Genomic DNA, 20,799 nt, shown 5'->3' on the forward strand with positions numbered 1-20,799 from the left:
GTGACGATCCGCAGCGGGCTGCTGGGCTCGCCGCACTCCGGGCACTCGACCATCGCGTCGGCGCCGGCGGGAGCCCCGCCGGGCTGCTGGGCGCGGCCCGCGTGGACGGCCGGGTCGCCGGCGCAGGGGCAGCCGAGGTCGGCTGATGGGCAACGGGCGTGGTCGGTTTCGATGGGGCGCCTCCTGGTGTCCCCGATCACGCTACTCAGCTGCACCAGTCCCCTGCCCCCGCGCGCCACGTCGTCCCGTCCGGGGGTGCGGGCCGGGGAGCCGCCGTGGTGCCGGCCGGGCGCGACCCGCCGGAGGGCTGAGCGCGCGGCGGGCGGATTCGGGTGGCAAGCTCGACGGGGTGAAGACGTGGCTGGATGCATGGCCGGTGTTCCGGCAGCTGACGGGTCCTGACCCGCTGGGGCGCGGCAAGGCCGCCCGCAGCAAGGCGACCGAGCAGGTGGTGAGCCGCACGGCCACCGCCGACCGGGTGGTGCAGTCGGTCTGCCCGTACTGCGCGGTGGGCTGCGGGCAGCGGGTGTTCGTCAAGGACGAGCAGGTCGTGCAGATCGAGGGCGACCCCGACTCGCCGATCAGCCGCGGCCGGCTCTGCCCCAAGGGCAGCGCGAGCAAGCAGCTGGTGACCAGCCCGAGCCGGGTCACCACGGTCAAGTACCGCCGTCCGCACGGGACGGAGTGGGAGGACCTGGACCTCGACACGGCGATGGACATGATCGCCGACCGCGTCCTGGACGCCCGCCGCAAGGGCTGGCAGGACGAGGTGGACGGCCACGCCGTCAACCGCACGCTGGGGATAGCGAGCCTCGGAGGGGCGACCCTCGACAACGAGGAGAACTACCTCATGAAGAAGCTTTACAGCGCCATGGGCGCGATCCAGATCGAGAACCAGGCCCGCATATAGCACTCCGCGACGGTCCCCGGTCTGGGGACCTCGTTCGGTCGTGGCGGCGCCACGAACTTCCAGCAGGACCTGGTGAACTCCGATTGCATCGTGATCGAGGGTTCGAACATGGCCGAGTGCCACCCGGTCGGCTTCCAGTGGGTCATGGAGGCCAAGGCGCGGGGCGCGAAGGTCATCCACATCGACCCGCGGTTCACCCGCACCAGCGCGCTGGCCGACCTGCACGTCCCGCTGCGTGCCGGCACCGACATCGCGTTCCTCGGTGGGCTGATCAAGTACGTCCTGGACAACGACCTGGACTTCCGCGAGTACGTCGTCGCCTACACCAACGCGGCGGCGATCCTGCGTGAGGACTTCCAGGACACCGAGGACCTCGACGGCCTGTTCTCCGGCTTCGACCCCGAGACCGGGCAGTACGACGAGACGACCTGGCAGTACGAGGGCGTGAACGTGCCCTCCTCGGCCGGCCAGCGCTCGCCGAGCCAGCCGGGCGGGTCGGCCTTCCGTCAGGACGAGGACGACCGGCCCGACGACGCCGCGGACGACGGCACCGACGACGAGACCGAGGGCGTCAAGGAGTCCGACCAGCAGCAGGGTGCCCAGGGCTCGGCCGACATCCACGGCAAGCCGAAGCGGGACGAGACGCTGCAGCACCCGCGCTGCGTCTTCCAGGTGCTCAAGCGGCACTACGCCCGCTACACCCCGGAGATGGTCGCCGACATCTGCGGCATCGAACCCGAGGTGTTCCTCAAGGTCGCTGAGTGGGTGACCGCCAACAGCAACCGCGAGCGGACGACGGCGTGGGTGTACTCGGTGGGCTGGACGCACCACACGGTGGGCGTGCAGTACATCCGGACGGCGTCGGTCCTGCAGGCGCTGCTGGGCAACATGGGCCGCCCGGGTGGCGGGATCCTGGCGCTGCGCGGGCACGCGAGCATCCAGGGCTCCACCGACATCCCGACGCTGTTCAACATCCTGCCCGGCTACATCCCGATGCCCCACGCCCAGCAGCACACCGACCTGGACAGCTTCTGCGCCTCCAGCGACGACCGGGTGGGCTTCTGGGGCAACATGCGCTCCTACTCGGTGAGCCTGCTGAAGTCCTGGTGGGGCGACGCGGCGCAGCCGGAGAACGACTTCGCGTTCGACTACCTGCCCCGGCTGACCGGTGACCACGGCACCTACACCACGGTCGCCGACATGATCCAGGGCAACGTGCCCGGCTACTTCCTGGTCGGGGAGAACCCGGCGGTGGGCAGCGCCAACGGTCGGATGCAGCGCTTCGGCCTGGCCAACCTCGAGTGGCTGGTCGTCCGCGACCTCCAGATGATCGAGTCGGCGACGTTCTGGAAGACGGCCCCGGAGATCGAGACCGGTGAGCTGGTCACCGAGGACATCGCCACCGAGGTCTTCTTCATGCCTGCGGCCACGCACGTGGAGAAGGAGGGCACCTTCACCCAGACGCAGCGGCTGCTGCAGTGGCGGCACAAGGCGGTCGAGCCGCCGGCCGACTGCCGCAGCGACCTGTGGTTCTACTTCCACCTGGGCCGCAAGCTGCGGGACAAGCTGGCCGGGTCCACCGACCCGCGGGACCGCCCGCTGCTGGACCTCACCTGGGACTACCCGACGCACGGGGAGACCGAGGAGCCCAGTGCGGACGCCGTGCTCCGGGAGATCAACGGCTACGACGCCGACGGCGAGATGCTCTCGACCTACCTGGACATGAAGGACGACGGGTCGACCAGCGGTGGCTGCTGGATCTACACCGGCGTCTACGCCGACGGCGTCAACCAGGCCGCCCGGCGGAAGCCCGGCCGGGAGCAGGACTGGGTGGCCGCCGAGTGGGGCTGGGCGTGGCCGTCGAACCGGCGCACGCTGTACAACCGCGCCTCGGCCGACCCGGACGGCAAGCCGTGGAGCGAGCGCAAGGCCTACGTGTGGTGGGACGAGACAGCAGGGGAAGACGGAGCCGGCCGTTGGGTCGGTCACGACGTCCCCGACTTCGAGGCCACCAAGCGCCCGGACTACGTGCCGCCGGAGGGCGCGACCGCACAGGCCGGCCTGGGCGGTGCCGACCCCTTCGTCATGCAGGCCGACGGCAAGGCCTGGCTGTACGTGCCGGCGGGGCTGGCCGACGGCCCGATGCCGGCGCACTACGAGCCGGCCGAGTCGCCGGTGGAGAACGCGCTGTACGGCCAGCAGGCCAACCCGGGCCGGGAGGAGATCCAGGCTGCGTACAACCGGGGCAACCCGCCGCGCAGCACGGTCTACCCCTACGCGATGACGACCTACCGGCTGACCGAGCACCACACGGCCGGTGGGATGAGCCGCACGCTGCCCTACCTGTCGGAGCTGCAGCCGGAGTTCTTCGTGGAGGTCAGCCCGCAGCTGGCGCAGGAACGCAACCTGGAGCACGGCGGCTGGGCGACGTTGATCAGCGCCCGGACGGCGATCGAGGCCCGGGTCCTGGTCACCGAGCGGATCCGGCCGATGAAGCTCAAGGGCGGCCAGCTCGTCGAGCAGATCGGCATCCCGTACCACTGGGGTGAGCAGGGGCTGTCCACCGGCGACTCCGGCAACGACCTGTTCGGTGTCGTGATGGACCCCAACGTGCACATCCAGGAGACGAAGGTCGCCACCTGCGACATCCAGCCCGGGCGGCGTCCGCGCGGCAAGGCGCTGGTGCAGTACGTGGAGGACTACCGGATCCGGGCGGGTGTGCAGTCGGGCCTGGTCCCCAGCGGCGGCCGGGCACCGATCGAGGAGGGGACGAGCTGATGGAGCGCGACCCGATGGAAGAGGAGCGCTCGTGACGACCGTCAGCTCGGCGAGCCCGGCGCTCACCGGCAACGACCCGGCCAACCGGCTCTACGGCCCCCTGCCCGACGTGAGTGGGGAGGCCGGTTACGCCGAGGACCACCCCGCGCGGGTGGGCTTCTTCACCGACACCTCGGTCTGCATCGGCTGCAAGGCCTGTGAGGTCGCCTGCAAGGAGTGGAACACGCTCCCGATGGACGACGCGGACGGCAACCGCGACGTCATGGCGATGACCGGGATGTCCTACGACAACACCGGGATGCTCGGGGCCAACTCCTGGCGGCACGTGGCGTTCGTCGAGCAGAGCCGGGCCGTCGACCTGCCGATGCCCGGGATCGGGCTGCCCGGGGCGGGTGCCGAGGGCGCCGGCGCACCCGCGGCGGGCTGCGGGAGCGGCGGAGGCGGCTGTGGGAGTGGTGGAGCCCCGGGCGACGCGCACGCCACGTCGCACGGCGGCAACGCCGACGGCGGGCTGACCGCCCAGTCCAGCGTGCTCAACGCGGAGGCGCTCAGTGAGTTCGACCCGCAGACCGGCCAGTCGGCCGACCGGGAGATCCGCTGGCTGATGTCCTCCGACGTCTGCAAGCACTGCACGCACGCCGGCTGCCTGGACGTCTGCCCGACCGGGGCGCTGTTCCGCACCGAGTTCGGCACCGTGGTCGTGCAGGGCGACATCTGCAACGGCTGCGGCTACTGCGTGCCGGCCTGCCCCTACGGCGTCATCGACCAGCGCAAGGACGACGGCCGGGTCTTCAAGTGCACGATGTGCTACGACCGGCTCACCGACGGGCTGCAGCCGGCCTGCGCCACGGCGTGCCCGACCCAGTCGATCCAGTTCGGCGACCTCGACGAGCTCCAGGCCCGGGCCGACGCCCGGCTGGCCACGCTCAAGGAGCAGGGCGTCGAGACCGCCCGGCTGTACGGGCGCGACGAGGACGACGGCGTCGGCGGCGCGGGGGCCTTCTTCCTGCTGCTCGACGAGCCCGAGGTCTACGGCCTCCCGCCGGACCCGATCGTCACCACCCGGGACCTGCCGTCGATGTGGAAGCACGCCATCGGCGGGGCTGCCATGGTGGTCGGTTTCGCGCTCTCGGCCGTGCTGAGTTCACGCAGGGGGCTCGGGCGATGACCCTCCCCGAAGCACCAAGATGGCCATTTTGGTGGGAGGAGCAGCTGTGACCGAGGGACTGGCGACGCCGGGCGCCGGCTGGCGGCGGGCCGACGGCCCGCCGGCACAGCTGCGGGAGAAGAAGCGGCGCAAGGGCGGCCGTCGCGGCGGTGGCCGCGACGGTGACCCGACCGTCGACGAGGCCGAGTTCACCTCCTACTACGGCCGGCCGATCATCAAGCCGCCGGTGTGGAAGACCCCGGACGTGCCGCTCTACCTGTTCCTGGGTGGCGCCGCGGGCTCGTCGGCGGTGCTCGGTGCGATCGCCGACGTGACCGGTCGCCCGGCGCTGACCCGGGCGGCGCACTACACGGCCGGCGGTGGGGCGCTGGCCTCGGTCGTCTGGCTGATCCACGACCTGGGGCGGCCGGCGCGGTTCCTGCACATGCTGCGGGTGATCAAGCCGACGTCGCCGCTGTCGGTGGGGTCCTACATCCTGGCGCCGTTCAGCGCCCTGACCGCGGTCACCGCCGGCATCCAGCTGCTGGAGGCCTTCCCCGGCCTGCAGAAGTTCGGGCTGCGGCGGATCGCCGGCTGGTTCCCCGGGCTGCGGAAGGTCGTCGGCACCACCTCCGCCGTCTTCGGTGGCCCGATGACCACGTACACGGCGGTGCTGCTGGCCAACACCGCGGTGCCGTCGTGGCACGAGCCGTACAAGGAACTGCCGTTCGTCTTCGCCGGCTCCGGGATGGCCGCCGGCGGCGGCATCTGCATGGCGTTCACCCCGGTCGCCGAGGCGGGGCCGGCCCGGAAGATGGCGGTCGCCGGTGCGGCGGTCGAGCTGGCCGCGATGCACAAGGTCGAGCACGATCACGGCATCGTCGGTGAGCCGTACCAGCTGGGCAAGGCCGGGAAGATGATGAAGGCCGCGAAGGCCTGCACCGCCACCGGCGCCGGGCTCACCGTGGTGGCCGGCCGTACCCGGGTCGGTGCCGCCGTCTCCGGCGCACTGCTGGCGGCCGGGTCGCTGCTGACCCGGTTCGGCGTCTTCGAGGCGGGCATGGCCAGCGCCCGCGACCCGAAGTACACGGTCGTGCCGCAGCGGGCCCGGATGGCCGCCCGCGAGGAGCAGAAGCGCCAGGACGAGGCCAGCACCATCACCCGCTGAGCGCGGCGACACCGGCAGGACACCGCCCCGGCACCCCAGGAGGGTGACCGGGCGGTGTCCTCTCGTGCCCTGGTTCGAGCCGGCCGGGGCGGCAGCGCGATCGACGTCCTCGGACGGTCAGGTCCGGTTGCTGTGCAGGACCTCGTCCACCGAGCGGCGGGGGGAGCGAGCGACCCGCAGGCCGTCCCGTGGGTGACCGGCCGCGATCAGGGTGATGACGTCCATGTGGTCCGGGATGCCCGCGGCCTCGCGCAGGCGGCGCGACTGGGCGTGGCCGACGGACCAGTTGAGCATGCACGAGGCGACCCCTTGGGCGTGCAGCGCCCACACCAGGGACATCGCGTAGAGCCCGCCGTCGATCCAGCGCTGGTTGCGCTCGCCGGCGCCGGCGAACAGCTGCGCGTCGACCGTCACGACGAGCAGGCACGGGATCTGGTCGCGGAAGCCGGCGTTGCCGTTCTGCAGCTCGGCCAGCCGGGCGATGTCCGCATGGTCGGAGAAGCTCCACAGCCCCCAGGCCTGGCGGTTGCACACGGAGGGGGAGGACAGGGCCAGGTCGGCGGCACGGCGGACGAGCGCGACGTCCAGCGGCTCGTCGGCGAAGTCCCGGACGCTGACCCGGCTGCGGAAGAAGGCCTCGGTCTCCGCATCGCCGCGCGGGGCCCAGGTGACGGGGAACTTGGTGGGTCCGCCGTCGGTGTGCTGGGTGTGCTCGTGCCACCGGTGCAGACCATCGAGGGCACTGCGGGCGTGGGAGACCACGGCGGGGTCGTGGTCGGGCAGCTGCTGGTACCGGGGCAGGTCGCGGTCGAGCCGGGCCGCTGGGGCGGTGCCGAAGCCCACCCGCGGGGAGCGCAGTGCGAGGCCCTTCTCGATCCGGTGGTAGTCCTTGGTGATCTGCGCCTCGATCTGCCGCGCCTGCGCCGACAGTGCGCTGCGGCCGTCGGTCGCGGCGGAGTGACGGATGTGCCGGCGGCCGTCGCCGAGCGTCTCCCGCCAGATCTCGACACCGTCCAGCAGGTACCGCGCGCTCAGCCGGAGTCGGGCGCCGGCCAGCCGGCGGAGTCCCTGGTGGTCAGTGCCCATGTCGTCTCCGATGGGTCGTTCACCGGTTCGGCTCACACTGGGCCTCATCGCCGAGCTCGGCGGTCTGGTTGCCGAGGGAGTCGGTCTGCAGGTGGCCCGACAGGCGGGCACCGTCGTTCGCGTCCAGCTGGACCAGGTTCGCCGAACCTGTCGTGCAGGCCGGGCACAGGAGCGGCGAGGAAGGCCGTGGTGTCAGGCCCGACTCCGCCGGCGGGCCAGCCCCGGGCCGATGATGTCGGACTTCTCCAGTCCTGTCACCCATGCCGGGAGGCACATCTGTCGAACCCGCGCGCCGGGCCGTGGTGGCGGAGGACCGGTGCTGCCTGGTGCCGCCCGGACGTCAGCGCGGCGGTCACCGGCGTGCTGCTGGACCGGCTCGCCGCCCCGTCCGGTCGCCTGTCAGGGGACGGCGATCGAGTCCGTCGGGGGTGCTGAGGGCTCTGCGGAGGTCGTGTCGCCGGTCGGGCTGGGCGTCGGCTCCGCATCGGTCGGCGTCGGCTCCGTGGGCTCCGCCGGATCGGTGGGAGTGGGCTCCGGGTCGGTCGTCGGGCTCGGCGTCGGCGTGGGCTCCGGGTCGGTCGGGCTCGGCGTCGGGGTGGGCTCCGGGTTGGGCGTCGGCTCCGGGGTGGGCGTGGGCTCCGGGTCGGGAGTCGGCTCCGGGGTGGGCTCCGGGTCGGTCGGGCTCGGCGTCGGGGTGGGGCGCGACACCGTGGGGTCCGCGGGGTCCGTCGGCGTCGGCGCGGTGGTGCGGGTGCCCCCGCCGGACCCGGCGTCGCTCGCCGGTGGCTGGTCGTCCGGCACCGCGGCGGGCGGCACGGTCGACGGTTCGCTGGTCGGACCGTCCGTCGACGTTGCGGGTGCGGTGTCGGTCCGGCGCGGCTGGTCCGTGGACGTGCCGGTTCGAGAGTCCGTGGCGGGCTCCGGCGACCGGTCGCGGGTGTCCGTCTGCACGCGATCGGCCAGGGGCGCCTCCCAGCCGGGGATGGTGACAGGGGTGGTGAGCCCGGAGATCGCGGCCCCCTGGTTGAGGGCGTCCCAGGTCGCCGGGACCTGGTCGGGATTGGCGGCCAGCTGGGCGGAGAGCGGGTCGCTGAACCCGAGGCTGCTGCTGGAGCGGGCCAGGACCGGTGCAAGCGCGATGGCCGAGAGCGCGGTGAGGGCGACCAGGCGCTGTGGGACGCGGCTGTGCGGACCCGGCCGATGGGCCCCTCTCCGGGTCCACGCCGACCCGATGCGGCGGGCCGGACCGGTCGGTGCGCCTCCCGCGCCGAGGGGCCGGAACGGTCGGGACGGTTGGTGGGACGTCGCCGGGACGGGGACGGTGACGTGCCGCCGTGCTCCCGTGGCGAGGAGCGTGCGGTCGGCGGTCCGTCGGGGCCCGCAGCACGCGTCCGCCACGGCGCCGCTCACGCGGGTGAGGGGTGACCGGCTCGACGTGCCGGGGCGGCGACGTGGGACGAGCCGTGCCTGCAGGGGGATCCGGTGGACGGGCCCGCGGACCAGGCGGGCCGTGCCGGCCGCGGTCATCAGCCCGTGCCGGGTGGTGGCGACACCCGGCCGTCCGGCCGGCGGGCGGGAGCCGGGCCTGCGGCGCAGCCCGAGGGCACGGCGCCCGGCGCGGTGCGGGTGCGCGGCGGGGGGCAGCTCGTAGCAGCGGTCCGGTGGCACGTTCGCGACGACGACGTGGAAGACGGCAGCAGCCAACAGGCCCAGCACGGGCCAGGCGACCAGCAGCCACCACCACGCCACGGAGTTCCCCCGTCTCGGCCGCTCTGCCCATGCGGCAGGGTCCCGATGCCAAGGTTCGCTCGCACGGACCTTCCCGTCAATCGCGCGTCTCACCAGGTGAGGGATCCGTACGTGGAGCTGCCCCGTGCCGCCGGGACACGGCGGCACGGGGCAGGTCTGGAGGTGGCGCCGAGGGCCTCGCGTCCACCGCGCCGCTGCGGCGGACGCGCGGCGTCAGCGGCGGCTGCCGCGGTAGCGGATGACCCGACCGCCGCCGATGCTGCGCGCTGCGGTGAGGCAGAGGGTGGCCCGGCGGTGCACCTCGCTGGGCGAGGTGTCTGGCGCGAGTTCGGCGATGCCGGCGCAGGCGGTGATGCCGGGGAGACCGGCGCCGGCGACGACCTCGAGCAGCCGGTTGGTGGCGGTCTCGGCGTCGTGCTCGGCCGCACCCAGCAGCACGGCGAACTCGGCGGGCCCGGAGCGGGCCAGCCAGTCGTCGCCGCGGACGTTCGCCGACAACGCGGCAGCGACCTGGTCGAGGTGGGCGCCCGGCATCGGCCAGCCGGTGTCCCGCCGGAGCAGCCCGACCAGCACGAGCGTCACCGGGGAGGCACCGGACGCTGCCGCCTGGTCGGCCATCCGGCCGAGCAGGGTGGCTCGGGTGGGCAGCAGGGTGACGGCGGCGGTGGCCTGGAGGTCGGGCGGTGACCCGTCCTCGTCGGCGACCGGGGTGGCGGCGATCGGCATGGCGGGGATGTCGTCGTCCGGGACGGCGCGGTTGAGGCCCGCGGCCACCCGGGTGCCCCGTTGGAGGGAGCGGCCGCTGCTCGTCGGTGTGGTCGGCGGGTTCCTGGCTCAGGGGGCGACGAGGGAGCCGTCTCGTCCGGTGACGGTGCTGGCGGCCGCCTCCGTCGTCGCGGAGGGCACGGTGGCCGTCCCGATCGGTGCCGGTCCGGAGGGCAGCGGCGCGACCGCCGTCCCCAGCGTGCCGGAGGACGGGGTCGGGCTGGGCTGCGGCGAGGACGGCGGCGAGGACGGCGGCGAGGACGGCGGCGAGGACGGCGGCAGGTCAGGGGCCGGGACGGTCTCGGGGGACGGCTCGTCGGCCGCCGGTGTCTTCGGAGCGACCGGGGCGCTGGTCCCAGGGGTGCTGGCGCCGGTCGGCGTCACACCGGTCGGCGCGGGCGCGGGCGGAGCCGGATCCGTGGGTGCCGCCTCGGTCGGCGGACCGGCGGAGGGGCTGCTGTCCGTGGCAGAGACAGGCGCTGGTGGACCGGTGGTCGGATCGCTGGCGGTGCCGGACGCGGCGCGGTCCGCCCGGGTGGTCGCAGTGGCCGGTGGTGTGCGGTCGGGCTGCACCGTCTCCGGGGCAGGACCGCCGGCAGCGGAAGGCGCACCGGTCGGGCTGGGCGACGCGGCGACGGTCGGCGCCGCCAGGGTGTCCTCGGCCTGGTCGGGGTGGGCGGTGATCTCGGCGGCGACGGCGTCGTGCAGGCCGAGGGCACTGGTGGACCGGGCGAGCACCGGGGTCACGGTGATGAGGAGCAGCGTCGCGCCGGCGAGCACTCGCTGCGGGGTCCGGCTGCGGCGGCGGCGCGCATCGGGGTGCGAGCTCGGCGCCTCGTCCGCCGCGTGGCGTCGCCGCACGGAACGGTGCGGCTCGGGACGGTGGGGCTGGGGGGCAGGCGTCGGGGGCAGGACCGGCTGCGCGACGACCACCGGCTCCGCGACGACCACCGGCTGTGCGACGACCACACGGTGCCGGCCGGTCTCGGTGGGGGCCGAGGGCGCCGGGACCTGGCGGTGGCGACCCGAGGTCTCCGGGCTGGATCGATCGGTGTGCACTGTCCTGTGTCTCCCCTCGCGCCGGCCAGCAGCCGACGACGGGAAGGTAGCCGTCGTAGCAGTCTGTGACCATACGAGTACGGCGTGTCGGATTCGACACGCCGTGTTGCCAGAATGGGGCGACGGGGCTCGTGCGTGATCCATTTCACGTGCAACTCGAGATGTGCACCGATGGCGCAATGTCGGGGTGCCGATTGCTGCCAGTATTGAAGAAATTACTGCCTGTGCTCGGGGAATGGTCGGACACCGAAGTTCGGTGGATTGTCCATTCTCGCGGGGTGCCGCTTTTGCTACAGCTTCGTTACCGTCACCCTGCCGGTCGGACAGCGCAGTCATCGGTCCGTCTCAGACATGGCTACCAGGTCACGCCCCCCACACGGCGTCGGCCGCCCGGGGGTGCACTGCATGAGCATGATCGACGAGCGCAACAGCGCCGTCCGTACTCGACGCCGGACGGCGTCGAAGCACCGGGCGCAGGAGCCCCGGCGCCGGACGTTCGCACTGTCCCGGCTGCGCGGTGAGGGCACCCTCGCCCGCCGGGCCTGGCGTGCCGAGTACGTGCAGCGCATCGCGATCGGCGACACGGTGGCAGCCGGGCTCGCCGCGGGGGTCGGCTACCTGACCCGCTTCGGGCCCGAGGGGATGGCCGCCAGCTCGCAGGCCTCGCTGTGGATGGCCGCGATCCTCCCCCTGGCCTGGGTGGGCCTCATGCTCGTCAGCCGCAGCTACGAGGAGCGCTTCCTCTGGGTGGGGCCGGAGGAGTTCCGCCGGGTCTTCTCCGCCGCCATCCTGCTGCTGGCCCTCGTCGGCACGGTCTCCTGGGCCTTCAAGCTCGAGCTCGCCCGGGGCTTCATCGTGGTCGCGCTGCCCCTGGCCACCGGCCTGTCGCTGTTGCAGCGCTACGCGCAGCGGCAGTGGCTGCACCGCCGTCGCGGCGAGGGGCGTTTCCTGCAGACGGCGATCATCGTCGGTCACCGCAGCGGGGTCACGGCGCTGCACGCGCAGATCGACCGCGAGGCCTATCACGGCTACCGGGTGATCGGCTGCTGCCTGCCGGCCGCCCCTGCGGGCGAGTCCCCGGAGGCCTTCGACGGGCTGCCGGTGCTCGGCACCCTCGAGGAGGTGGTCGACGTGGTCCACGCCTACGAGGTCGACACCGTCGCTGTGCTGCCCTCCCCGGAGCTGGACGGGCCGGCGCTGCGCCGGCTGGGCTGGGACCTGGAGAAGACCCGCGCCGAGCTGCTGCTGGCTCCTGCGGTCACCGAGATCGCCGGCCCCCGGGTGCGCATCCGTCCGGTGTGCGGGCTGCCGCTGCTGCACGTGGAGCGGCCCGAGCTGCGCGGCGTCCGCCGGCTCACCAAGGAGTCCTTCGACCGGATCTCCGCCACGCTGGGGATCCTGGTCATCCTGCCGGTGCTCCTCGCTCTGGCCCTGGCCGTCGGGCTCACCAGCCGCGGTGGGGTGTTCTACCGGCAGGAGCGCGTCGGCCGGGACGGCCAGACGTTCGGGATGCTGAAGTTCCGCACCATGGTCGCCGGCGCCGACCGGATGGTGCCCGACCTGGCCGAGCAGAGCGACGGCAACGGCGTGCTGTTCAAGATGAAGGGCGATCCGCGGGTCACCACGGTCGGCCGGGTGCTGCGTCGCTACTCCCTGGACGAGCTGCCGCAGCTGCTCAACGTGCTGCGCGGTGAGATGTCGCTGGTCGGCCCCCGCCCGCCGCTGCCCACCGAGGTCGAGCGCTACGGCTTCGACATGCACCGCCGGTTCCTGGTCAAGCCCGGGATCACCGGGCTGTGGCAGGTCAGCGGCCGCTCCGACCTCTCCTGGGACGACTCGGTGCGCATCGACGTCCGGTACGTGGAGAACTGGTCCCTGGCCTTCGACTTCATGATCCTGTGGAAGACCGTGGGTGCCGTCTTCCGCGGCTCCGGCGCCTACTGACACCACCGTCGGCGCGCTGTCCGCGCGCCGTGTTGCGGGATCCCTGCCGCTCCGCCCCCCGGCGGAGCGGCAGTTCGCGTTCCAGCGCCGCGAGGTGGCCAGGGGGACGCCGCCGCACGGCGGGATTCGGGCCACCGTCATCGGGTGACCCGCGCCGTCCGGGCTCGCCCACGGACGTCAGCGACCCCCTCGGGCACTCGCCCGAGGGGGTCGCAGAGGTCGACGGTGTCCGGCCAGGACGCCGCTAGATGATCAGGAGCCCGGCGTCCTCGGCCTGGATGACGGCCTCGATGAGCTTGCGCGGCGACTTGTACGTCCCGAAGGGGAGCAGGTGCGTGGCGTACCCGTCGAGCATCCGCTCGAGATGGACCCCGTGCCGGCCGTTGATCACGGCGTGAGCGCTCTGCCCGACCTTCTGGATGACGACCGCGCGCCCCCGCGCCGAGAAGCGTTCCTCACCTGCGGCGGCAGCGGCCGGCATGTCGTCGAACGGGGGGGTGCCGGTCACGGCCACCGCCGTGCCGACGACGGCCACGGAGGCCCCCACCATGAATCGTCTGCGGTCCATGAGCCTGGTCCTCCTAGACGTATCGGTAGTTGAGTCGGTTGATGTCGAGGACGTCAGCCGGCGTCCGCGGCACGACCAGGCCCTGCATGGTGTCGTTCAGGTTGTGGCCCGTCGGGCCACCGGACGTCGGCTGGTAGTTGGTCACGCCCCGCATCCCCTGCCAGACCCACCAGAGCCGGTCCACGTTGCAGTGGGTCAGCCAGAAGACCGGGTCGTTCGGCGAGGTGCCGGCGAGCATGTCGCCGCCCACCCACCGGTGCACCAGGTTGTGCATGCGGGGGCCTCCGGACCAGCCCTCCATCCGGTTGCGGAAGGTGGCCACGCTGGCGTCCCAGGGAGACCGGTCGTAGGTGGCGTAGCGGTCGATGGCGTCGGTGACCTGTGACGGGGGCGGCAGCCCCCGTGAACCGCGGGGGTCGCGACCGAGGAGCCGGATCAGGCCGGGGGTGGAGCGCGGTACCACCGCGCCGGTGCTGTTGTTCACGATGAGCGCCACCCAGTGCGCGAACGGCCCGTTGAGCACCCGGTTCCCCCGGGCCGGGTCGCCGTCGCCGCCGATGCCCCCGGCGGTCCACAGGGGCGAGCGGCGCGGGTCGCCGTAGAGGGCCGTGTCGTTCTGCCACCGCCAGTAGGGCATGCCCTCGATCGACGGGTCGACCTCCTGCAGGGCGTTCTCGATGTCCAGCAGGGTCGCCCGGTGCCAGGGGAGGAAGGCGGGTGCGCGGTGGGCGGCGTTGCGGGTGGAGCCCGCCGGCGTCGCGATGTTCATCGCCTCGACGTGCTTGCGGATGAAGTGGTCGTAGGTGCCGTTGGCCTTCAGCACGTTGAACGCCGAGGTGAGTCGCTGCACCTCCCCTGCGGACATGCTCAGGATGTTCCGTCTCGTCCCTGTCATCAGGAACACGCCCTTTCCACGGTGCCTCGCACGAGATCGTGAGTCGTCGACCGATCCCTGGTCTCAGGTGTCGGCTGGACTCGGTGACGAGACGGTGGTCCGAGAGGTGACGGAGGGTCGGCCACGAGCGTGTTCGGCCCCTCGGCAACAGTTGACGGCAATACAACAGAGTGCAATTCGACCGCCGTCGGTTCGTACTCGGAGTGCGAACTGGGTGGTCGACCACTCGTCAAGTCCTCGACACCATAGCCACATCTCCCCCTGCTAAGGACAGGGGTTGTCGTGCACTTCTTTGCGTGTGCGCCGAGTCACGATGCGCATTTTCTTGGTGTCACTCACCGCGCACATTTGGTGACGCAATGGCGTCCGGACGGCGGTCGGCGAGCGCGGTGAGCCACAGGTCCTCGACCCGGGGGAACACCGCGTCGGCGCTGAAGCGCTCCTCGAACGCCTGGAGGGCCGACGCGGCCAGCTGCGACCGGCGCTCCCGGTCGCTGAGCACCGACTGGAGGGCGGCCCGGAACGCCTCGGCGTCCCCGGGCGGGACGACGATGCCGTGCTCGTCCCCCAGCACCGCGGCGATGCCCCCGACGTCGGTGGAGACCACGCAGTTGCCGCGGGCCATGGCTTCCAGGATGAACATCGGCATCGCCTCGTCCCGGGAGGGCAGCACCGCGATCCGGGAGCGGTCCAGCAGCGCCATGAGCTCCTCGTGCGCCAGCGAGCCGGCCATCGTGAGCCCGCTGATGCCCGGACGCACGAGGTCGTCGTCCTGGACCGGGCCGGCCACGACCAGCTCCCAGCCCGGGGCGTCGATCCGGGACCACGCCTCCTGCAGGACGTCGATGCCCTTGCGGTGCGACACGACGCCGCCGAAGACCACCAGGTCCTCCTTCGCCGTGGGCGCGCTGGAGGGGATCGCGTTCGGGATCAGCACCACCCGCTCGGCCGGCACGAAGCGGGCCGCCACCTCCGAGGACTCGGCCGACAGGCTGATCACCCGGTCGGCGCCGCGCAGCGCCCAGCCGGTCAGCCGCGGGTGCGCGGCGGCGAAGGCGGCGAAGGAGCTGCCGTGCAGGTGCGCCACCGTGGCGATCCCGCGACCGTGCGCCACCCGCATCAGCGCGCCCTCGCGGAGGAACGACCCGCGCTCGGACAGGTGCGCCACCACGACCGAGGTCCGCCGGGGCAGCCGCAGCACCCGGGCCAGCGCGCCGGTGCCCTTCACCAGGGCGGCGCGCAGGTCGTGCGGGTTCCCCCGGGAGGTGATCACCGCGACGTCCACCCGCGGGAAGGGCCACGCCAGGTAGCCGTTCATCACCTGCGTCATCCCGCCCGGGATGTCGCCCACGCGGCCCAGGTGGTACACGGTCGGCCGGGACGTCACCACGGTCAGCCCGCGACCGGCTCGGTGGTGGCCGGCGCCGCCGGGGAACGCCCGGAGAGCACCTGCTGGATGTCGTCCCGGTGCCCGCGCAGCCGCCGCCGGGCGTCCAGGAGGGCGCCGAACAGCTCGGCCCGCCGTCCGGCGAGGGCCTCCAGCCGGGTCACCAGCTCGTCGGCGGAGTCGGTCGCCGCCGGCACGGTCACCCCCTCGATCCCGATGGTGGTGAAGTGCCGGTCCACCTTGTCGGAGCCCTCGACCGGCGAGCCGACCGGCACCGCGCCCTCGGTGAAGGCGGCGATGACCACGTGCAGCCGGTCGGACAGGACGATCGCGGTGCGGGAGTACAGCTCGCGCAGCCGGCGCTCCTGCTCGTCGTGGCCGGTGGGGCCGACCCAGCCGAGCACCTGGCCGCCCAGATCCGCCGCCAGTCGCCGGGTGCGCTCCTCGTCGGTCCACACCTGGGTCACGGCCCAGATCTCCAGCTCGTGCGCGGCGGCGTACGCCCGGACGCCGTCCAGCCAGGCCTGGCTGGGGTAGGGGCGCGCCGGGTCCTCGCCCCGCATGGAGACCACGAGCGCGTTCCGCTCGGGGGCGGGGGAGGCGAACCTCGCGACGGCGGCGTCGTCGGCCCCCTCGCCGAAGGCCAGGTCCGGCATCACCGCACCGGTGCCCATGTACCGGCCGGTCGCGTCGTCGCGCCACAGGGTCCGGTCCGACAGCGCGATCGACGGGCGCATCAGGGCCCGCGGCACGGCCGCGTAGTTGCGGGTGCCGACCCCGGCCCGGATCGCCGCGCCGCCCCGCAGCTTCAGCGCCACCAGCAGGGGCAGCAGGGAGAGGTGCTCCTTCATGCCCACGAGGGTCAGCTGGATCTCCCCGGGCTTGAAGACGTAGGCCGCCTCGCCGCGCACGGCCGAGGCCAGGGCCACCTGGTACCAGGCCCGCAGCGACCGGTAGACGCGGTCTCCCGGCCGCAGCCCGAGGCCCTCGTCGTACCCGGCGGGGGAGGCGCCCACGTAGACGTGCAGCTCGCCCGCGGGCCGCACCCAGTCGAGGAGCTGCCGGCGCAGGATGATGTCTCCCACGTTCTCGTACTGGCCGCGGCCGATCGCGAACACCTTCGTCATGCGGGCGCCTTTCGGGGACGGTGGCGGCGGGGGCGGTGGCGTCGACGGCACCTCGGGACGCGCAGGTCCGCGGATCGCCTCGACGGCACCCTAGGACGCGCCGGTCCGGCGGCTCACGGAGCCGCAGAACCGTAACGCACCGTTCACGGCCAGGGCGCTCACCTGTCGGCGACGGCCAGGAGCCGGCGGTAGGCGGGGAGGGACACCTTGGCCGAGACCGCCAACGCCAGCCGCTTGGCGTCCCGCCGGCGGGCCAGCAGCACCAGCTCCCGGACCCCGAGCCGCCGACGCAACCGGCGCAGGTGCTCGGCGCTCTGCTCGGGGCTGTAGGAGCCCAGGACGGCGTCCTTGATCCCGGAGAGGGTGAGGTAGCGGGTCACGAAGTAGCGGTACTCGGCCGTGGCGGTCGTCCCGGGGCCGACCTGGCGGGCGGCGGACTCGACCGCGGCGGCGATGAGCTCGAGGGACTCGGCTCGCTGGGAGCGGCTGGTGATGATCGAGGCGCTGCGCACCCGGTACTCGTAGACGGTCACCGGCAGGAAGCCCACCCACCGGGCGCCGGCCACCGCCTGGGCGACCATGGCGAGGTCGGACTGCACCCGGGCGGGGGTGAAGTCGATGCTGCTCAGCAGCTCCCGGCGGAACAGCTTGTTCCACAGGTGCCCGGTGATCCGGCCGGTCAGGAAGAGGCTGAACGCCTCCTGGCCCGGGACGGGCGGGCCGGCCGGCGGCTCGGTGCTGGTGGGCGCCTTGCCGGACTCGAAGGTGGCGCGCGCGCCGGCGACCACCACGTCCGTGTCGGGCGACGCGAGCGCGGCGGCCAGGAGCTGCGCGGCGGCGTCGGGCGGCCAGCTGTCGTCGGAGTCCACGAACCAGATCCAGTCCGCGGTCGCCTCCCGCACCCCGCGCTCCCGGGCCCGCGCGACCCCGCCGTTCTCCGGCAGGGGGACGAACCGGACCCGGGGGTCCCGGTCGGCCGCGGCCCGGGCGATCGCCCGCGACCGGTCGGTGGAGCCGTCGTCGACGACGACCAGCTCGAGGTCCACGCCCTCCTGGCCCAGCACCCGGTCGATCGCGTCGGCGAGGTGGGCCTCGTCGTTGTAGACGGGCAGGACGACGCTGATCAGCACGTTTCCTCCGGGAGGTCAGGCGTAGGCAGGGTAGCCGTAGCTGATCAGCTCCTCGTCCTCCCACGGGCGGGCGTACCGGCGCACGAAGCGCTCGGGGTAGGGGAGGGAGAAGGGGTGGTCGCCCTCGACCGTCTGGGGGACGCCGCCGGTCACCGAGGTCACCAGGCCCACGTGGTGCGGCCGGTTGACCTCGCCGCGGGAGTAGAAGACCAGTGCGCCGGGCTCCGGGTCCGAGCCCACCCGGCCGGCGCGCTGCAGCTCCGCGTGCAGGGTCACCGGGTCGGCCGTCGTCGGCAGCCCGATGTCGCGCAGCAGCCAGCTGACGTAGATGGCGCTCCACGGCTCGGAGGTCTCCCCGAACCAGGCGCGCCACGGGCTGCCGAGCAACCGGCGTCCGGCGGTCCGGTCGGCCTCGGCCAGCACCGCGTCCAGGGAGCCGGGCACCAGCACCGGCGGCGCCGGTGTCTCCGGGGCCGGAGCGGGGGCCGTCACCGGCGGGGCCGCCGGCTGCTCCTGCCGGTTGATCCCCGCGACGACGGCCGCACCGCCGGCGAGGACGGCGCCACCGGCGAGCAGGAAGGCGCGACGGCTGACCGGCCGACCACCCCGGGCCGGGGCGTGCTGGCCGTCGGGGGTGGCCGGTGGGTCGCCGCGGAGGGACGGGCCGTGCGGGTCGATCACGCCGGCACCCCGTTCCGGTAGGACCCCGGGTCGGCTTCGGAGACGGTGCGGGCGATCGTGTGGCCGGTGTGCCACAGGGTCACCCGGTCGAAGCGGCCGGCCACCCGGTAGAGCTGCATGTCGGTCCGGTGGTCCGCGGACTCGGGCCGGAGCAGCACCCGGGGCACCTGGAGCCGGCCGTCGGCGAGGTGCATCGGGCGGACCGCCGTGGACTCGCCCTGGTTGACGTGGCACTCCACCCAGCCGGACCGGATGGACGACGACGCACGGATCCGGAACACCACGTCGGTCCACTGCCCGCGGCGGTAGGGCAGGGAGAGGAAGGGGACCGGGTCGCCGGGGTTCAGCTCGTTGCCCCGCACGCTGAACTCGTCGATCGGGTCGTCGGGCGTGCGGCGCTCGGTGTGCAGCACGAACGGGGAGCCCTGCTCGTAGGGCGGCCCGTAGAACTGGAAGACCGAGATGTAGCCGGAGGCGTCGCCGCCGGGCTGCAGCACGCCGTCCCGGGGGTGCACGGAGGGGAAGTCCTCCGGCGGCAGGAAGGCGAACCCGACGCAGAACTCGTCGCCCTCGCGGATGTTGGACACGCTCGAGGACTGGAACCGCACGGTCGTCGACGTCGGCTGGTCGCGGTCGCGGCGCGCGCTGTCCGGCACGGAGACCCGGACGGCCCGCCGCGCCGGTCCGAGCACCGGGTCGGGCTCGACGGAGGCGTACTCGGCCCCGATGACGGCGGTGTTGCTGGCCAGCCACTGCTCGGTCGAACCGCTGTAGTCCGCCGCCCAGGCGAGCTCCTCCCGCCATCCGCCGGCGGACTCCGCACGCGCGGCGTCGCGGTCGTTGGCGGTGAGGACGGCGACGTGCGGCGCCTCGACCCGGATGCCGTCCACGACCGCCGAGGCGGTGATCCAGAAGAGCGCGTCGGCCGGTGCGGGGACGTCGGGGTCGACCAGCTTGCGGGTGGTGTCCCAACGGACGGCGTACGTCCGGTCGCCCACGGACTCGGCCCGCCGGGTCCCGAACCGGGGGTCCCCGATGGCGACCGTGACGGTGCTCACCCGGCTGCCGCCCCGCACCTGGACCCGCACCTCGACCGTGCCCCGCACCCGGGCCCCCGGCGCAGGGCTCAGGATGGCGATCGAAGCCATGGTCCTCCTCGGGGGCGGGCGCGGGACGGTGCCACGGCGGGCCGTGGGCCAGGGAATTGGCCTTCGTCCAGGGTACGTGCCGGGACGGCTGTGCCGGTCGTTCGCGGCTGGGCACCAGCAGGGGCCCGCCCGACCGGGTCGCGACGACGCGGTCGCGGGGTCCCCCGTCCGGGTGACACCCGGACGAGCTCGTCCGCAGGTGGGCTCTGGCATCTGCGGTCGGCGGGGGCTAGCTTGCCTGTACACCTGTTCCGGTCCTGCGGCTCGGTGCGACCACCCGTCCCGGTTCTCATGGAGGGCCCAGCCCGTGTCCCGAGTCCACCCGGACGTCACCGCGTCCGACCAGCCCTCCGTCCGCGGCCCTCTGGCCAGTCGGCGCGCCGTCCTGCTGGGTGCTGCGGCCGGGCTCGCCGGCGTGGCCGTCGGTGCCGGGCCCGCCCAGGCCGCGCCGGTCTACACCCCGATCCCGAAGCTGCCGGGCGAGGTCTCCCGCACCGACACCAGGACCACCCGGATCGGGAAGAAGAAGTTCGAGGCGATCGACGTCGTGTGGGGCAAGGACCGGGCGCGGCTCTACGTGCCGTGGGCGACCCCGCCGAAGGCGCCGAAGCCCAGCGCAGTCGCCTGGATGTACCACTCGAACGGCAGCACGCACACCGCGCTCGACGGCGCCTACGCCTACCCCGCCATGATGCTCGTCGACCGGGGTGTGGTGTGCGTCTGCCCCAACTTCGGTGGCAGCACCTGGACCACGCAGACCGCCCTGACCCACCAGGTCAACTGGGACAAGTACATGAGCGGCGTCTTCAACATCGGCGTCGCCTTCGCCCGCGCCAACTCCGGTGGCGGCTCGCTGATGACCTACGCGTACGGGAAGAACATGGTCCGCGGGATGCGCGGCATCTACCTCGCCAACGCGACCTTCGACATGGAGGACCTGTACGCGCGGGACCCCGGCCGGATCGGCCCGCCCTACGGGAACGACCCGGCGCGCATCGCGGCCACGAACCCCGCCCGTCTGCCGCAGAGCGCCTGGGCCGGCAAGCGGGTCAAGACCGTGGTGTCCCTCGCGGACCCGCTCGTGCCGCCGGACCGGCACGGCCTGGCGCTGGCCGCCCTCGCCCAGCCCGTCGCGGCCGACGTGCGCATCCAGTACCACGACCAGGGGCACACCGTGCCGGGTTGGACGCACTCCGACATGGTGTCCACCTTCTCCTCCTGGCGGTGAGCGCCCGTCCTCGGCCTGATGTCCCTCGC

15 protein-coding genes and 1 pseudogene are annotated in these 20,799 nt (G+C 73.4%); 5 read left to right on the forward strand and 11 right to left on the reverse strand.

Translation table 11 applies throughout. The features are described 5' to 3' along the window. Nucleotides 1-349: 349 nt before the first annotated feature. The 3 genes and pseudogenes from fdh to nrfD all read left to right on the forward strand — a co-directional run bounded on the left by fdh (nt 350) and on the right by nrfD (nt 6,003). Nucleotides 350-3,688, forward strand: a pseudogene (gene fdh / locus O2W16_RS14435) (formate dehydrogenase). Between the two features lie 31 nt (nt 3,689-3,719). Further along, a complete protein-coding gene (locus O2W16_RS14440) occupies nt 3,720-4,856 on the forward strand; it encodes a 4Fe-4S dicluster domain-containing protein (RefSeq protein WP_269159509.1) in 1,137 nt (378 codons plus the stop codon). Between the two features lie 46 nt (nt 4,857-4,902). Beyond that, complete coding sequence (gene nrfD, locus O2W16_RS14445) at nt 4,903-6,003, forward strand: NrfD/PsrC family molybdoenzyme membrane anchor subunit (protein WP_269159510.1); 1,101 nt, start codon at nt 4,903-4,905, stop codon at nt 6,001-6,003. Nucleotides 6,004-6,120: 117 nt separating this feature from the next. Here the strand turns inward: nrfD and O2W16_RS14450 are convergent, their stop codons facing one another. The 4 genes from O2W16_RS14450 to O2W16_RS14465 all read right to left on the reverse strand — a co-directional run bounded on the left by O2W16_RS14450 (nt 6,121) and on the right by O2W16_RS14465 (nt 10,464). Further along, nucleotides 6,121-7,089, reverse strand: a complete 969-nt coding sequence (locus O2W16_RS14450) for a nitroreductase family protein (protein WP_269159511.1) — start codon at nt 7,087-7,089, stop codon at nt 6,121-6,123. A gap of 399 nt (nt 7,090-7,488) precedes the next feature. Next, complete coding sequence (locus O2W16_RS14455; RefSeq protein ID WP_269159512.1) at nt 7,489-8,838, reverse strand: hypothetical protein; 1,350 nt, start codon at nt 8,836-8,838, stop codon at nt 7,489-7,491. A gap of 213 nt (nt 8,839-9,051) precedes the next feature. Continuing rightward, a complete protein-coding gene (locus O2W16_RS14460; RefSeq protein ID WP_269159513.1) occupies nt 9,052-9,612 on the reverse strand; it encodes a diguanylate cyclase domain-containing protein in 561 nt (186 codons plus the stop codon). A gap of 60 nt (nt 9,613-9,672) precedes the next feature. Beyond that, a complete protein-coding gene (locus tag O2W16_RS14465) occupies nt 9,673-10,464 on the reverse strand; it encodes a hypothetical protein (RefSeq protein ID WP_269159514.1) in 792 nt (263 codons plus the stop codon). Between the two features lie 603 nt (nt 10,465-11,067). Here O2W16_RS14465 and O2W16_RS14470 point away from each other — a divergent pair. Next, nucleotides 11,068-12,606 carry a sugar transferase gene (locus O2W16_RS14470; protein WP_269159515.1) on the forward strand — a complete coding sequence of 513 codons (1,539 nt, stop codon included), beginning with the start codon at nt 11,068-11,070 and terminating at the stop codon, nt 12,604-12,606. A 244-nt stretch (nt 12,607-12,850) separates the two neighbouring features. Here O2W16_RS14470 and O2W16_RS14475 read toward each other — a convergent pair whose 3' ends face one another. The 7 genes from O2W16_RS14475 to O2W16_RS14505 all read right to left on the reverse strand — a co-directional run bounded on the left by O2W16_RS14475 (nt 12,851) and on the right by O2W16_RS14505 (nt 19,542). After that, a complete protein-coding gene (locus O2W16_RS14475; RefSeq protein WP_269159516.1) occupies nt 12,851-13,174 on the reverse strand; it encodes a hypothetical protein in 324 nt (107 codons plus the stop codon). A gap of 13 nt (nt 13,175-13,187) precedes the next feature. Further along, nucleotides 13,188-14,039 (reverse strand): tyrosinase family protein, encoded by an 852-nt coding sequence (locus O2W16_RS14480; RefSeq protein WP_269159517.1) that lies wholly within the window; start codon nt 14,037-14,039, stop codon nt 13,188-13,190. Between the two features lie 361 nt (nt 14,040-14,400). After that, nucleotides 14,401-15,456, reverse strand: coding sequence for a glycosyltransferase family 4 protein (locus O2W16_RS14485; RefSeq protein WP_269159518.1), 1,056 nt, complete (start codon nt 15,454-15,456; stop codon nt 14,401-14,403). A gap of 5 nt (nt 15,457-15,461) precedes the next feature. Next, entirely contained in the window at nt 15,462-16,583 is a 1,122-nt protein-coding gene (locus tag O2W16_RS14490) for a hypothetical protein (RefSeq protein WP_269159519.1), read from the reverse strand. A gap of 158 nt (nt 16,584-16,741) precedes the next feature. Next, complete coding sequence (locus O2W16_RS14495; protein ID WP_269159520.1) at nt 16,742-17,713, reverse strand: glycosyltransferase family 2 protein; 972 nt, start codon at nt 17,711-17,713, stop codon at nt 16,742-16,744. A 15-nt stretch (nt 17,714-17,728) separates the two neighbouring features. Further along, nucleotides 17,729-18,394: a CHAP domain-containing protein gene (locus O2W16_RS14500; RefSeq protein WP_269159521.1), complete on the reverse strand. Its 666-nt coding sequence runs from the start codon at nt 18,392-18,394 to the stop codon at nt 17,729-17,731. After that, entirely contained in the window at nt 18,391-19,542 is a 1,152-nt protein-coding gene (locus O2W16_RS14505; protein ID WP_269159522.1) for an Ig-like domain-containing protein, read from the reverse strand. The genes O2W16_RS14500 and O2W16_RS14505 overlap by 4 nt, the downstream gene beginning before the upstream one ends. A gap of 307 nt (nt 19,543-19,849) precedes the next feature. Here O2W16_RS14505 and O2W16_RS14510 point away from each other — a divergent pair, with 307 nt between their 5' ends. Beyond that, nucleotides 19,850-20,770, forward strand: coding sequence for a hypothetical protein (locus tag O2W16_RS14510; protein ID WP_269159523.1), 921 nt, complete (start codon nt 19,850-19,852; stop codon nt 20,768-20,770). The last annotated feature ends 29 nt before the right edge of the window (nt 20,771-20,799 follow it).

Source organism: Modestobacter sp. VKM Ac-2984 (genome assembly GCF_026967985.1).
GTDB lineage: Bacteria > Actinomycetota > Actinomycetes > Mycobacteriales > Geodermatophilaceae > Modestobacter.